Origin of the sequence: Thermomonospora catenispora (assembly GCF_006363815.1) — a bacterium.
GTDB classification, from domain to species: Bacteria; Actinomycetota; Actinomycetes; order Streptosporangiales; family Streptosporangiaceae; genus Thermomonospora; species Thermomonospora catenispora.
Genome location: NZ_RRYT01000039.1, coordinates 1 through 13,302, shown reverse-complemented (window position 1 = coordinate 13,302; position 13,302 = coordinate 1). Strand labels below are relative to the sequence as shown.

Genomic DNA, 13,302 nt, shown 5'->3' with positions numbered 1-13,302 from the left:
GATCTAGAGCGTGGACAGCCAGTTGCGCAGCAGGTGGGCGCCCGCGTCCCCGGACTTCTCCGGGTGGAACTGGGTGGCGCACAGCGCGGTGTTCTCCACCGCCGCCACGAACCGCTCCCCGTGCTCGGCCCAGGTGACGATCGGCGGGATCAGCCGTCCCGGCGGCAGCTCCCAGCGCCGCACCCCGTACGAGTGCACGAAGTAGAAGCGGGTGTCGGGGTCCAGGCCGCGGAACAGCACCGACTCCTCCGGCGCCTCCACGGTGTTCCACCCCATGTGCGGCAGGACCGGGGCGTTCAGCCGCTCCACCGTGCCGGGCCACTCGGCGCAGCCCTCGGTGGTGACGCCGTGCTCGACGCCCTTGGCGAACAGGATCTGCATGCCGACGCAGATGCCCAGCACGGGGCGCCCGCCGGCCAGCCGGCGGCCCACGATCTGGTCGCCGCGGACCGCCCGCAGCCCCTGCATGCACGCCGCGAACGCGCCGACGCCGGGCACCACCAGCCCGTCGGCGTTCATGGCCGCGTCGTAGTCGGAGGTGACGGTCACCTCGGCGCCCACCCGGGCCACCGCGCGCTCGGCCGAGCGCAGGTTGCCCGAACCGTAGTCCAATATGACGACCTTGGATCTCACAGCCACAACGCCCCCGCCGTGAAGGCCAGCGCGGTGAGCATCAGCAGGAGGAGCGCGCCGGCCTTGAGTCCTTGCCTGAGAAAGCTGATCACGCCGGTCAGCAGGAAGACCCCCAGCCCGAACAGCGCGACGTTGAGATAGGTGAAGTGCAGGCCCCCGATCTCCATGCGCTACAGCGCCCCCTTGGTGGACGGCACGCCCCGCATCCGGGGATCGGGCGCGACGGCGTCGCGCAGCGCCCGGGCCAGCGCCTTGAACTGGGCCTCCACGATGTGGTGGGCGTTGCGGCCGTAGGGGACGTGGACGTGCAGCGCGATCCGCGCGTTGGCCGCGAACGACTCGAAGATGTGCCGGGTCATCGTGGTGTCGTAGTCCGGGCCGATCATCGGCGCCATGTTCTCCGGCTCGGTGTGCACCAGGTACGGGCGGCCGGCGATGTCCACGGTGACCTGCGCGAGGGTCTCGTCCAGCGGCACCGACGCGTCGGCGAACCGGCGGATGCCGGTCTTGTCGCCGAGGGCCTGCGCGAACGCCTGACCGAGGGCGATCGCGGTGTCCTCGATCGTGTGGTGGCTGTCGATGTGCAGATCGCCGGTGGTCTTGACGGTCAGGTCGAACAGTCCGTGCTTGCCGAGCTGGGCGAGCATGTGGTCGAAGAAGCCGACTCCGGTCGCCACGTCCACCCGACCGGTGCCGTCGAGGTCGATCTCGACCAGCACGGTGGTCTCCTTGGTGCCGCGCTCGACGCGACCAATGCGGCTCACTGTGTCTCCTTCAAGGCTGTGGTCAGGGCGGAACGGAACGCCGCCATCTCCGCGGAGGTCCCCACGCTCACCCGCAGCCACTCCGGCGGGCCGACCTCACGGATCAGCACTCCTTGCTCCAGCATCGCCTCCCAGACCCGGCGCCGGTCGGCGAACGTGCCGAACAGCACGAAGTTGGCGTCGGAGTCGGCGACCCGCAGGCCCTGGGAGCGCAGCCAGCCGACCAGCAGGTCCCGTTCGGCGCGCAGGGTGTCCACCGAGCCCAGCAGCTCGTCGGCGTGGGCCAGCGCGGTGCGGGCCACCGCCTGGGTGATCGTCGACAGGTGGTAGGGCAGCCGCACCAGCAGCAGCGCCTGGATCACCGCGGGATCGGCGGCCAGATAGCCCAGCCGGGCGCCGGCCATCGCGAACGCCTTGGACATGGTGCGCGTGACGATCAGCCGGGGGTGCTCGGGCAGCAGCTCCAGCGCCGAGAGGGTGTCCTCACGGCGGAACTCCGCGTACGCCTCGTCCACCACCACCATGCCGGGCGCCGCCGCCAGCACCGCCTCGACGGCCTCCAGCGGCAGGGAGGCGCCGGTCGGGTTGTTCGGCGAGGTGAGGAACACCACGTCGGGGCGGTGCTCCTCGATCGCCGCGACGGCCTTGGCGGGGTCCAGGCCGAAGTCCTCCTCCCGCCGGGCGTTGATCCACCGCGTGCCGGTGACGCGGGCGATGATCGGATGCATCGAGTACGAGGGCTCGAAGCCCAGCGCGGTGCGGCCCGCCCCGCCGAACGCCTGCAGGACCTGCTGGATGATCTCGTTGGAGCCGTTGGCCGCCCACACCCGCTCGGCGGTCAGGTCCAGGCCGGGGGTGTCGCGGTTGAGGAAGGCGGCCAGGTCGGCGCGCAACGCCATCGCGTCCCGGTCGGGATAGCGGTTGAGCGAGGAGGCGGCCTCGGCGGCCGCCTCGCCCAGCGCCCGCACCAGCTCCGGCGACGGAGGGTAGGGATTCTCGTTGGTGTTCAGGCGCACCGGCACGTCGAGCTGAGGCGCGCCGTAGGGCTCCCGGCCCCGCAGGTCGTCGCGGATCGGGAGGTCGTTCAGGGACGTCACTTAAGGGATCTCCCAGTCGAAGCGAGCCTTCATCGCGGCCCCGTGGGCGGGCAGGTCCTCGGCCTCGGCCAGCGCCACCACCCGGGCGGTGGCCTCGGCCAGCGCGGCGCGGTCGTACTCCACCACATGGACGCCGCGCAGGAACGACTGCACCGACAGGCCCGAGGAGTGGCAGGCGCAGCCGCCGGTGGGCAGCACATGGTTGGACCCGGCCAGGTAGTCGCCCAGCGACACCGGCGAGTGCGGGCCGATGAAGATCGCCCCGGCGTTGCGGACCCGGGCGGCGACCTCACGGGCGTCGGCGGTCTGGATCTCCAGGTGCTCGGCGGCGTAGGCGTTGACCACCGCGAGCCCGGCCTCCAGGTCGTCGACCAGCACGATGCCCGACTGCCTGCCGCGCAGCGCCTCGGTGATGCGCTCGACGTGCTTGGTGCGGGCGACCTGCTCGGCCAGCTCCCGCTCCACCCGCTCGGCCAGCTCGACGCTGTCGGTGACCAGCACCGCCGCGGCCATCGTGTCGTGCTCGGCCTGGCTGATCAGGTCGGCGGCCACGTGCACCGGGTCGGCGGTGTCGTCGGCGAGGACGGCGATCTCGGTGGGGCCGGCCTCGGAGTCGATGCCGACCACGCCGCGCAGATGGCGCTTGGCGGCGGCCACCCAGATGTTGCCCGGACCGGTGACCAGGCTGACCGGGCGGCACTCCTCGGTGCCGTAGGCCAGCATCGCGATGGACTGCGCGCCGCCGGCGGCGTACACCTCCTCCACGCCCAGCAGCGCGCACGCCGCCAGGATCGTCGGATGCGGCAGGCCGTCGTGCTCGGGCTGCGGCGGGGAGGTGACGGCCAGCGAGCCGACCCCGGCCTCCTGCGCGGGCACGACGTTCATCACCACGCTGGAGGGGTAGACGGCGCGGCCGCCCGGCACGTACAGGCCGACCCGGTCGACCGGGATCCACCGCTCGGTGACGGTGCCGCCGGGCACGACCCGCGTGGTGACGTCGGTGCGGCGCTGGTCGCGGTGCACCAGGCGGGCACGGCGGATCGACTCCTCCAGGGCGTCGCGGACGGCCGGGTCCAGGTCGGCCAGCGCCCGCTCGAGCGCCGAGGCCGGGACGCGCAGCGACGCCGGTTCCACCCCGTCGAACCGCCGGGTGTACTCCCGGACCGCCGCCGAGCCGCGACGGCGCACGTCCTCACAGATGGGCCGCACCTTCTCCAGGGCGGCCTCGACGTCGAGCTCGGCGCGAGGCAGCACCGAGCGCAGGTCGTCGGGCAGAGATCCGCGCAGGTCGATACGGGAGATCACCGCTCCAGTCTACGGAGGGCCGCCCGCGGATCGGGCATCGGTCTCAGGTCTTGAGAAGATCTTGGGACGCGCCGCCGGGGCGGGGCCGGCTCGGCGCCCTTCATCATCTGAGATTTCCCCTCATGTCATGATCATCACGGCGGCATAGGCTGGCGGCGTGACCGCACGCCTGCCGCTGTTCCCCCTGGGCACGGTGCTGTTCCCCGGGCTGGTGCTGCCGCTGCACCTGTTCGAGGAGCGGTACCGGCTGCTGATGCGGGACCTGCTGAAGACGCCCGAGCCGCGCCGGTTCGGGGTGGTGGCGATCGAGCTCGGCCATGAGGTCGGCGCGGGCGCCGCCCGCCGGCTGGCCGCGGTCGGCTGCACGGCCGAGCTGCGCACCGTCCGGCCGCACGCCGACGGCCGGTTCGACGTGGTGACCGTGGGCACCGCCCGGTTCCGCCTCAAGGAGGTCGACCGGTCGGGGCCGTACCCGGTCGGCGAGGTGGAGCACCTCGGCGAGGAGGTCGGCGCGGGCGCCGAGGCGGCGGCCGCCGGGGCGGCCCGGCTGTTCCGCGTCTACCGGGAGCGGCTGCTGTCGGTGGGCGCGGAGGTCGAGGAGCCGTCGGAGCCGCCCGTCGACCCGGTGCGGCTGTCGTACCTGATCGCCGCGGCGGCGGTGCTGGATCCGGGCGAGGAGCAGCTGCTGCTGGAGGCCGAGGACGCCGCGTCACGGCTGCGCCTGGAACAGGACCTGCTGGAACGGGAGATCCGGCTGCTGGAGGTGCTGCCGTCGGTCCCGGCCGGGCGGTTCCTGTCCGGCGCGGTGCACCCCAACTGACGCCGGGGCGGGGGCGCGACGGGTCGAGGGGTGGTTCACTCCCGGCATGGGATCCAAGAGCAAGGGCGGCCGGACCCCGGCGACGGCGGCCGCCGAGAAGGCGGGGATCGCCTACACCCTCCACCCTTACGATGTAGATCACGGAGTCGCCGATTACGGCGCGCGGGTCGCCGACGCCCTCGGCGTGCCGCGCGAACGGCTGTTCAAGACCCTGGTCGCCGTCGTGGACGGGAACCCGACGGTCGGGGTGGTGCCGGTGTCGGGCGAGCTGGACCTCAAGGCGCTGGCCGCGGCGGCGGGCGGCAAGAAGGCGCGGCTGGCGGATCCGGCGACGGCCGAACGGGCGACCGGTTACGTGGTCGGCGGGATCAGCCCGCTCGGGCAGCGCCGCAGGCTGCCGACCGTGGTGGACGCCTCGGCCTCACGGTTTCCCACGGTCTTCGTCTCGGCCGGCCGGCGCGGCCTGCAGATGGAACTGGACCCCGGGGATCTGATACGGCTCGTCGACGCCGCCGTGGCCCGCATAGCGCGGGGCTAGCCGGCCGAAGACGACCTCCAGGAACCCGTACATCGCCACCGCCAACAGCGGCCAGAACACCACCACCCCGGTGGCCTGCAGGTCGGCCGGGCCCTCCACGGCCCGGCCGGCGGCGGCCCGCAGCGCCGCGCCCAGGTCGTCCGGCCCGGTCTGGTGCCCCGCCCACCAGGCCAGCAGCGCGCCGGCGAGTCCGCCGCTCCCCAGGCCGAGCACCAGCGGGACGTCGTTGTCGCGTCCCCCGGCCAGGTAGGCCAGCGCACCGCTGAGCAGGCCGGCGGCCGCGGCGATCACCGCGAACCGGCCGTCGGTGGCGATCAGCGCCTGGGTCTCCGGGTCGGCCAGCACCACGGAGTCCTCCAGCAGCACGTACCGGACCGGCGGGGCCCAGGCCGCCCACAGCAGGCCCAGCGGCAGACCGCAGACCGCCAGCGACAGCGTGGTGACCGCCCAGATCCGCAACCCCCGTACGCCCCGGCCCACTCGCGCGCTCCCCTGTGTCCATGACACATCGCGTGTCCCCCTGAGAGGAAGGGTATCGGCCCTCCTCCCCCGCGCCCCGCGACCGAGCGGGCGGCGGGGCGCCGCCCGCCCTGAGATAATGTGCGGACATGTCCGCCCCCACCTCGACGCAGGCCGGGTTCAGCCCCGCCTTCCACCGTCTCGGCGCGGCCCTGGCCGCGGTGGTCCTGCAGCAGCAAGAGACGCTGGCGGAGTTCCTGCCGCGCGAGGACTGGACCGCCGACCTGACCGCCCGGACCTACTCCAGCGGCGGCGTCACGGTGCGGGTGTCGCTGCTGGGGAGCTACGCGGTGCGCGAGCAGACCTGGCTGTGGGGGTGGGCCAATCCGCAGTTCGGCGAGGACCACCCGGCGGTGCGGCCGACCCTTCCGGTGCGCGAGATCGGCGAGCGGCTCGGCGTGCCGGAGCTGGTCACCCCCGAGATCGATCTGTCCTGGTACGACGGCCCGGCCGGGCACGGCGGCGAGCTGATCGCGGTGGTGGCCGGAGGGCTGCTGGGCGGAGGCGGCTACATCGGCGCCGGATACGACGGCGGGTCGGCGTACCTGCACGTCGACGACCCGCAGGCCCCGCGGGCGGGCTGGGACGTCATCCCCGTGCCGCGGCTGGTGGTCAACGCCGTCACGCTGTTCCCGCACGACCCGCGGCTCACCCTGGCCCGGCTGCTGAGCCATCACCGGGTGCCGTACCGGGAGACGCCCGACGGGCTGGAGGCCCGGCTGCCCGGCGGCGGCCTCGCCCGCGCGACCTTCGACGAGCACGGGCGGCTGACGGGCTGGACCGCTCAGCCGGCCGCCGACCAAGGCGACCGGGCCTCCGCACAGGCGTGAGGCGGCCCCGTCCGTCCGGGCGCGGTCCCGCCCCGCCCGGACGGAACGGAGCGGGGCGGGACCCGCGCGCCCACCGGACCCTCACAGCAGGCAGGACGGCCCGAGCAGCTGCTTGAGATCCCCCATCAGGGCCGGCGAGGGCTGCACCCGCAGCGAGTCGTCCAGCTTGACCACCGTGGTGCGCGGCCCGTCCTGCAGGTGCAGATGCACCTCGTTGGAGCCGGGGTGGGTGCTCAGCACCTCCTTGAGCCGCTCCACCACCGGAGGGGTGACCCGGCCGATCGGCATGGCGACCTCCAGCGGCGTGCCCGAGTCGCTCACCGTCAGGTCGGGCTGGGTGATCTCCATCGCGATGAGCTTGGCGACGTCCTCGCGTCGGTCCAGCCGGCCCTTGACCACCAGGATGGCGTCCTCGACCAGCAGCGTGGAGCACAGCTGGTAGGTCGAGGGGAAGCACATCACCTCGATGGAGCCGCCCAGGTCCTCCAGCTGGAACATCGCCCACGAGTTGCCCTGCTTGGTGACCTTGCGCTGCAGGCCCGACAGCAGGCCGGCGACGGTGACGACCTGCCCGTCGGGCCGGTCGGAGTCGCCGTCGCCGGTGAGCGAGGCGATGGGGGTGTCGGCCTCCCTGGCCAGGATGTGCTCCACCCCCAGCAGCGGGTGGTCGGAGACGTACAGGCCGAGCATCTCGCGCTCGAAGGACAGCTTGGTGGTCTTGTCCCACTCCTCCCCGTCGGGGATGGCGACCGAGAACGCGCTCCCGTCGCCGCTCTCCTCGAGCGAGCCGAACAGCGAGTCCTGGCCGATCGCCTCCTTGCGCTTGATGTCGATGACCGCGTCGATGGCCTGCTCGTGGATCATCAGCAGCGACTTGCGCTTGTGCCCGAGGCTGTCGAACGCGCCGGCCTTGATCAGCGACTCCACCACCCGCTTGTTGCAGACCTGGGCGGGCACCTTGTTGAGGAAGTCGTTGAAGTCGGTGAAGGCGCCCTTCTGACGGCGGGCGGCGATGATGGCCTCCACCACGTTCTCGCCGACGTTGCGGATGGCCGACAGGCCGAAGCGGACCTCGCTGTCGCCCTTGGGGGTGAAGTCGGCGTCGGACTCGTTGACGTCCGGCGGCAGGACGGTGACCCCCATCCGGCGGCACTCGTTGAGGTACAGGGCGCTCTTGTCCTTGTCGTCCTTGACGGACGTCAGCAGCGCGGCCATGTACTCGGCCGGGTAGTTGGCCTTCAGGTAGGCGGTCCAGTACGACACCAGCCCGTACCCGGCGGTGTGGGCCTTGTTGAAGGCGTAGTCGGAGAACGGCAGCAGGATGTCCCACAAGGCCTTGATGGCCTCGTCGGAGTAGCCGTTCTTCTTCATGCCCTTCTCGAAGAACTCGAACTGCCGGTCCAGTTCGGCCTTCTTCTTCTTGCCCATGGCGCGGCGCAGCAGGTCGGCGCCGCCGAGGGTGTACCCGGCGACCTTCTGCGCGATGGCCATGACCTGCTCCTGGTAGACGATCAGGCCGTAGGTGGTGTCGAGGATCTCCTTGAGCGGCTCCTCCAGCTCGGGGTGGATCGGGGTGATCTCCTGCTGGCCGTTCTTGCGCAGGGCGTAGTTGATGTGGGAGTTGGCGCCCATCGGGCCGGGCCGGTACAGCGCCAGGACGGCGGAGATGTCCTCGAAGTTGTCCGGCTTCATCATCCGCAGCAGCGACCGCATCGGCCCGCCGTCCAGCTGGAACACCCCCAGCGTGTCGCCGCGGGACAGCAGCTCGAAGGTCTTCTTGTCGTCCAGCGGCAGCTTGAGCAGGTCGATCTCGACGCCCTTGTTGGCCTTGATGGCCTTCAGGGCGTCGTCCATGATCGTGAGGTTGCGCAGGCCCAGGAAGTCCATCTTCAGCAGGCCGAGCGTCTCGCAGGTCGGGTAGTCGAACTGCGTGATGATCGCCCCGTCGCTGTCCCGGCGCATGATCGGGATGTGCTCGGTCAGCGGCTCGGAGGACATGATCACACCGGCCGCGTGCACGCCCCACTGCCGGATCAGCCCCTCCAGGCCCTGCGCCAGGTCCAGGACCTGCTTGACGTCGCCGTCCTCGGCGTACAGCTTGCGCAGCTCGCCGGCCTCGGCGTGCCGGGGGTGCTTCTCGTCGAAGATCGCCGACAGCGGGATCTCCTTGCCCATCACCGCGGGCGGGAACGCCTTGGAGATCCGGTCCCCCAGCGCGTAGGGGAAGCCCAGGACCCGCCCGGCGTCCTTGACCGCCGCCTTGGCCTTGATGGTGCCGAACGTGGCGATCATGGCGACCTTGTCGGCGCCCCACTTCTCGGTGACGTAGCGGATCACATCGCCCCGCCGGCGCTCGTCGAAGTCCACGTCGATGTCGGGCATCGAGACGCGCTCGGGGTTGAGGAACCGCTCGAAGATCAGCCCGTGCTGCAGCGGGTCCAGGTCGGTGATGCCCAGGGCGTAGGCGGCCAGCGAGCCGGCGGCCGATCCGCGGCCCGGGCCGACCGCGATGCCGTTGTTCTTGGCCCACATGATGAAGTCCGCGACCACCAGGAAGTAGCCGGGGAACCCCATCTGGGTGATGATCTCGATCTCGTACTCGACCTGCTTGCGGTGCGCCTCGTCGTACCCGTCGGGGAACCGGCGCTCCATGCCGCGCATGACCTCCTTGCGGAACCAGGAGGCCTCGGTCTCGCCCTCGGGGACCGGGAAGCGCGGCATCAGGTTCCGGTGCTCGAAGAAGCCCGTCGGGTCGACCCGCTCGGCGATCAGCAGGGTGTTCTTGCAGCCCTCGATCCACACGTCGGAGGTGTCGATCGAGTACATCTCCTCGGCGCTCTTGAGGTAGTAGCCGGACCCGTCGAAGCGGAACCGGTCGGGGTCCGACAGCTGCTTGCCCACCTGCACGCACAGCAGCGCGTCGTGCGCGGCCGCCTCGGACTCGTGGGTGTAGTGCGAGTCGTTGGTGACGACGGGGGGGATGCCCAGCCTCTTGCCGATCTCCAGCAGCCCGTCGCGGACCCGGCGCTCGATCTCCAGGCCGTGGTCCATCAGCTCCAGGAAGTAGTTCTCCTTGCCGAAGATCTCCTGGAAGGTGGCCGCGGCCTTGAGCGCCTCGTCGAACTGCCCCAGCCGCAGCCGGGTCTGGATCTTGCCGGACGGGCAGCCGGTGGTGGCCATCACGCCCTCGGCGTGCTCGGCCAGCAGCTCCTCGTCCATGCGGGGGTACTTGAAGACGAACCCCTCGGTGTAGGACCGCGAGGACAGCTTGAACAGGTTGTGCAGGCCGGTCTTGTTGCGCGCCCACAGCGTCATGTGGTTGATCAGGCCGCCGCCGGAGACGTCGTCGCGCTTCTGGGAGGGCTCACCCCACTGCACCTTCTTTTTGTGGAAGCGCGACGCGGGCGCCATGTACGCCTCGATCCCGATGACCGGGGTGACGCCGACGTCCTTGGCGTGCTTCCAGAAGTCGTAGGCGCCGTGCATGTTGCCGTGGTCGGTCATCGCGACCGCCGGCATCTTCTGCCGCTCGACCTCGGCGAACATCTGCTGGAGCCGGGCCGCGCCGTCGAGCATGGAGTACTCGGTGTGTACGTGGAGATGTACGAACGAGTCGCTCATGCCCGCTGCGCCTCCTAGTGCATGCGACCGCGCACGTGCCCGCGGGCACGTGTCGCCCGAACCGAACCGAGGGAGGATGCGGCCGCCCCGGTTCAGCGGCCGGGACGACGCGTGGATGCGAGCCTAACGCCCTCCGACCCCGCCCGCCGCCCGACACTCCGGATGCCCGTTTTGCCGCATAACAGTCGGTTTTAACTGCGACATCGCACGCCTTCCACCCATTGTGTCCCAAGTCACAGAAAAACCCGGCCGTTCAGCCGTACACACCGGCGATACACACGCTCAGTGTGTATTAGTGTTGTGGACATGGCGACTGAGCGGATCAACGTGTCACTGCCCACGGCTCAGCTGCGCATGCTGGATGCGCACGTCAAGCGGATCGGCGTGTCCAGGTCGCTGTTCATCGGCGAGTCGGTGCGCAAGGCGCTGCTGGAGGACGCCCTGGCTCAGCTCGGCCGGGCGGGCGCGCTGAACGACGACGACTGGCTGGACACCGTGGAGGCCGACCGCGACCCGGATTTCTGGGGCGCCGCCGCGGGTGCGGCGTGAAGCGCGGCCAGGTGTGGCGACTGCAGACCGTCAACCGCGAGCGGACGGGCATCGTCGTCCTCGACGACGTGTTCATCCCGCATCTGCGCGGCATCCAGGTGGTGCCGATCAAGGACCCCGGAGAGGTCCCCGAAACGGTCTTGAGCGTCCGCATCGACACCCCCGTGAAGGGCATCGCGGCGGTCTACGACGTGGGCCCGTTCTCCCCCAAGCGCTTCATCGAGCACATCGGCGACGTCGAGCAGCCGGTCCTGGACCACATGGAGATCGCCCTACGACTGCTGTTCGGCATCCGCGACTGACCTCCCGCCGCGCCGGCCGGCCAGGCTCCGGCCCGGACCGGTCGGCGGACCCGCGACGTCCCGTCCGCACGGGCGGGACCGGATGCGGCGGTCCCGACGCCGCCCGCGGCACCCGGGCGGGCCATGGCGGCCGGTCCACGGCGGGCGGGCCGCGGCGACCACGCCCGTCTGGTCGATCCGGCACCGCACGGCCGGACCGACCAGACGGGCGTGTTCCGTGAACGGGACCGGCCCCCGCGAACGGTCGGGGAACGGGACAGAACGCCACGAAGTTGGCGGACACTTGGGAAGACGCCTAGGCTGGGGCCCGTGGATCGACGCCGCATCGGGTTCGGCGGGCCGGCTCCGGGCGGGCCGGTCGACCTCTCCTGAGCGACGATCCCGGAGCCGACCGAGCAGAGTTCCCCGCCGGGGCCTCTGCTCTTTGCTTTTTCGGGCCGGCGTCCTGTTCCGCCGGCCCGCGCGGAGTGAAGGAGACGGCATGACGACGGCGGATGCGGTCGGCGGCACCCTCGCGGTGCGGCCGCCCCTGGCCGCGGAGGCGGCATCGTCGGAGCGGGCCAGGGCGGCCATCGACGAGGTGGACGCGGCGCAGCGGCCCGAGCCGGTCGGCGGAACGGCCGGACGCGCCCCCCGGTGGGAACGGCGGATCGTGGAGACGACGGCGCGACGGGCGCCGGCGCTCGGGGTCGAACGCCTGAGCCGCATCATGAACGCCGTGATCGAGGCCGGCCCGGAGACCGCCGAGGAGGCCCGATGACCGCCGTGGACGCCGCCGAGCACGCCGGGCACGACCCCGCCGCGAGACGCTCGGCGATCCGCGACGGGCTGGGCGTGGGGATCTCGGTGGGCCTGTCCGGGCTGGCCTTCGGCGCGGCGGCGGTCACCGCGGGGATGTCGACGGCGCAGGCGTGCGCGCTCAGCCTGCTGGCCTTCACCGGGGCGTCGCAGTTCGCACTGGCCGGGGTGCTCGGAGGCGGCGGCAACCTGGTCGCCGGCACCCTCGGCGCGGTGCTGCTGGGCGCCCGCAACGGGCTGTACGGGCTGCGGCTGGCCGGGCTGCTGGGGGCGCGCGGGCGTCGTCGGCTGCTCACCGCGCACATGGTGATCGACGAGACGACGGCGGTGGCGACCGCGCAGCCCGACCCCAGGTCGGCGCGCGCCGGGTTCTGGGCCACCGCGATCAGCCTGTACGCGGTCTGGAACCTCAGCACCCTCGGCGGCGCGCTGGGCGCGGCCCGCATCGGCGACCCGAAGGCGTTCGGGATGGACGTGCTGGGGCCGGCGGCGTTCCTGGCACTGCTGTGGCCGAGGCTGACCGCCGGGCGCGCCGAGGCGCGCGTGGCGCTCGCGGCGATGGCGATCGCGGTCGCCGCCACCCCGCTGCTGCCGCCCGGGGTGCCGGTGATGCTGGCGGCGGTGGCGGCCCTGGCGGGGATGGTCGGCGCCGCGGGGACGGCCGAGACCGGGCCCGCCGCGGAACGGGAGGGGGACTGACGATGGCCGTCTGGATCGCCGTGCTGGCCACCGGGCTGGGCTGTTATGCGCTGAAGCTCTCCGGGCTGATCGTCCCCCAGCGGGTGCTGGCCGATCCGCGGGTGCGCCGTTTCACCGAGCTGGTCCCCGTGGCGCTGCTGACCGCGCTGGTGGCGGTGCAGACCTTCGCCGACGGCCGGGCGCTGGAGCTGGACGCGCCCCGGCTGGCCGGGCTCGGCGCGGCGGTGGTCGCGCTGCTGCTGCGCGCCCCGTTCCTGGTGGCGCTGGCGGCCGCCGCGGGCACCGCCGCGCTGCTGCGGCTGGCGGCCGGCTGAGGCCGGCGCCGGGGGCGCGTCACCGCTTGACCAAGGATTTACCGTCGCCGCCCGAGTCCTCCGGTTTTATCGCGGTACTCCAGATCAGAGAAAAAGGGGGTACCTCATGATCACTGAGCAACAGGTCCGGCAGGTGCTGGATCATCCGCTCTACGACAATCACGGGAGCAAGGTCGGCGACGTCAAACACGTCTTCATCGACGACGAGACCGGTCGGCCCGAATGGCTGTGCGTGAAGACCGGGCTGTTCGGCAACAAGGAGGCGTTCGTGCCGACCAGCCGCGCCCAGTGGGTGCGCGACCACGTCGAGGCCGGATACGACAAGGAGTTCATCAAGCACGCCCCGCACGTGGACGTCGACGCCAAGGGGCATCTGTCCGCCGCCGAGGAGCAGCAGCTCTACCGCTACTACGGCATGGAGTCGGCCACCGGGCGGGCCGCGGCCGGCCGGGAGGAGGCCGCGACGGGACGGGCCGCCGGCCCGACCGTCTCGGGCGCGCCGGGAGCGGCCGC

General features: G+C 72.0%; 16 protein-coding genes. 9 read left to right on the top strand and 7 right to left on the bottom strand.

The features are described from left to right. Positions 1-3 precede the first annotated feature (3 nt). From hisH to hisD, 5 genes are read right to left on the bottom strand one after another with little or no spacing between them, the layout of a single operon-like run. Positions 4-633: an imidazole glycerol phosphate synthase subunit HisH gene (gene hisH, locus EIO00_RS21465; protein ID WP_140181800.1), complete on the bottom strand. Its 630-nt coding sequence runs from the start codon at positions 631-633 to the stop codon at positions 4-6. Next, complete coding sequence (locus EIO00_RS24625) at positions 630-800, bottom strand: hypothetical protein (RefSeq protein ID WP_175596298.1); 171 nt, start codon at positions 798-800, stop codon at positions 630-632. The genes hisH and EIO00_RS24625 overlap by 4 nt, the downstream gene beginning before the upstream one ends. Before the next feature lie 3 nt (positions 801-803). Further along, the gene (hisB, locus tag EIO00_RS21460) at positions 804-1,397 is read right to left on the bottom strand and encodes an imidazoleglycerol-phosphate dehydratase HisB (RefSeq protein WP_140181798.1); all 594 of its coding nucleotides are present in this window, start codon (positions 1,395-1,397) and stop codon (positions 804-806) included. Continuing rightward, the gene (locus EIO00_RS21455) at positions 1,394-2,494 is read right to left on the bottom strand and encodes a histidinol-phosphate transaminase (RefSeq protein ID WP_140181796.1); all 1,101 of its coding nucleotides are present in this window, start codon (positions 2,492-2,494) and stop codon (positions 1,394-1,396) included. Before EIO00_RS21455 ends, hisB begins: the two co-directional genes overlap by 4 nt. Continuing rightward, complete coding sequence (gene hisD, locus EIO00_RS21450) at positions 2,495-3,799, bottom strand: histidinol dehydrogenase (protein ID WP_140181794.1); 1,305 nt, start codon at positions 3,797-3,799, stop codon at positions 2,495-2,497. Positions 3,800-3,956: 157 nt separating this feature from the next. Between hisD and EIO00_RS21445 the strand changes: the two genes are divergently transcribed. Next, positions 3,957-4,619, top strand: a complete 663-nt coding sequence (locus tag EIO00_RS21445) for an LON peptidase substrate-binding domain-containing protein (RefSeq protein WP_140181792.1) — start codon at positions 3,957-3,959, stop codon at positions 4,617-4,619. 46 nt (positions 4,620-4,665) lie between these two features. Further along, complete coding sequence (gene ybaK, locus EIO00_RS21440) at positions 4,666-5,157, top strand: Cys-tRNA(Pro) deacylase (protein ID WP_140181790.1); 492 nt, start codon at positions 4,666-4,668, stop codon at positions 5,155-5,157. Here the strand turns inward: ybaK and EIO00_RS21435 are convergent. Beyond that, positions 5,041-5,637 (bottom strand): hypothetical protein, encoded by a 597-nt coding sequence (locus EIO00_RS21435; protein WP_241661506.1) that lies wholly within the window; start codon positions 5,635-5,637, stop codon positions 5,041-5,043. The genes ybaK and EIO00_RS21435 overlap by 117 nt on opposite strands. Positions 5,638-5,765: 128 nt before the next feature. Here EIO00_RS21435 and EIO00_RS21430 point away from each other — a divergent pair, with 128 nt between their 5' ends. Next, positions 5,766-6,506 (top strand): DUF6882 domain-containing protein, encoded by a 741-nt coding sequence (locus EIO00_RS21430; RefSeq protein WP_140181789.1) that lies wholly within the window; start codon positions 5,766-5,768, stop codon positions 6,504-6,506. Between the two features lie 81 nt (positions 6,507-6,587). Here EIO00_RS21430 and dnaE read toward each other — a convergent pair whose 3' ends face one another. Further along, positions 6,588-10,127, bottom strand: coding sequence for a DNA polymerase III subunit alpha (dnaE, locus tag EIO00_RS21425; RefSeq protein WP_140181787.1), 3,540 nt, complete (start codon positions 10,125-10,127; stop codon positions 6,588-6,590). Positions 10,128-10,433: 306 nt separating this feature from the next. Between dnaE and EIO00_RS21420 the strand changes: the two genes are divergently transcribed. The 6 genes from EIO00_RS21420 to EIO00_RS21395 all read left to right on the top strand — a co-directional run. Beyond that, complete coding sequence (locus tag EIO00_RS21420; protein WP_140181785.1) at positions 10,434-10,676, top strand: ribbon-helix-helix domain-containing protein; 243 nt, start codon at positions 10,434-10,436, stop codon at positions 10,674-10,676. After that, positions 10,673-10,978 carry a hypothetical protein gene (locus EIO00_RS21415; protein ID WP_140181783.1) on the top strand — a complete coding sequence of 102 codons (306 nt, stop codon included), beginning with the start codon at positions 10,673-10,675 and terminating at the stop codon, positions 10,976-10,978. The genes EIO00_RS21420 and EIO00_RS21415 overlap by 4 nt, the downstream gene beginning before the upstream one ends. A 481-nt stretch (positions 10,979-11,459) precedes the next feature. Beyond that, the gene (locus tag EIO00_RS21410; RefSeq protein ID WP_140181781.1) at positions 11,460-11,738 is read left to right on the top strand and encodes a chorismate mutase; all 279 of its coding nucleotides are present in this window, start codon (positions 11,460-11,462) and stop codon (positions 11,736-11,738) included. Then, positions 11,735-12,475: an AzlC family ABC transporter permease gene (locus EIO00_RS21405; protein ID WP_140181779.1), complete on the top strand. Its 741-nt coding sequence runs from the start codon at positions 11,735-11,737 to the stop codon at positions 12,473-12,475. Before EIO00_RS21410 ends, EIO00_RS21405 begins: the two co-directional genes overlap by 4 nt. Before the next feature lie 2 nt (positions 12,476-12,477). Next, positions 12,478-12,789, top strand: a complete 312-nt coding sequence (locus EIO00_RS21400) for an AzlD domain-containing protein (RefSeq protein WP_140181777.1) — start codon at positions 12,478-12,480, stop codon at positions 12,787-12,789. 106 nt (positions 12,790-12,895) lie between these two features. Beyond that, the coding region (locus EIO00_RS21395) for a PRC-barrel domain-containing protein (protein WP_140181775.1) at positions 12,896-13,302 on the top strand (407 nt) is incomplete at its 3' end.

Excerpts from the sequence above, each read along its gene's own strand:
- EIO00_RS24625 (WP_175596298.1), bottom strand. The coding sequence starts at position 800 with ATGGAGATCGGGGGCCTGCACTTCACCTATCTCAACGTCGCGCTGTTC.
- ybaK (WP_140181790.1), top strand. The coding sequence starts at position 4,666 with ATGGGATCCAAGAGCAAGGGCGGCCGGACCCCGGCGACGGCGGCCGCC.
- EIO00_RS21430 (WP_140181789.1), top strand. The coding sequence starts at position 5,766 with ATGTCCGCCCCCACCTCGACGCAGGCCGGGTTCAGCCCCGCCTTCCAC.
- dnaE (WP_140181787.1), bottom strand. The coding sequence starts at position 10,127 with ATGAGCGACTCGTTCGTACATCTCCACGTACACACCGAGTACTCCATG.
- EIO00_RS21420 (WP_140181785.1), top strand. The coding sequence starts at position 10,434 with ATGGCGACTGAGCGGATCAACGTGTCACTGCCCACGGCTCAGCTGCGC.
- EIO00_RS21410 (WP_140181781.1), top strand. The coding sequence starts at position 11,460 with ATGACGACGGCGGATGCGGTCGGCGGCACCCTCGCGGTGCGGCCGCCC.
- EIO00_RS21405 (WP_140181779.1), top strand. The coding sequence starts at position 11,735 with ATGACCGCCGTGGACGCCGCCGAGCACGCCGGGCACGACCCCGCCGCG.
- EIO00_RS21400 (WP_140181777.1), top strand. The coding sequence starts at position 12,478 with ATGGCCGTCTGGATCGCCGTGCTGGCCACCGGGCTGGGCTGTTATGCG.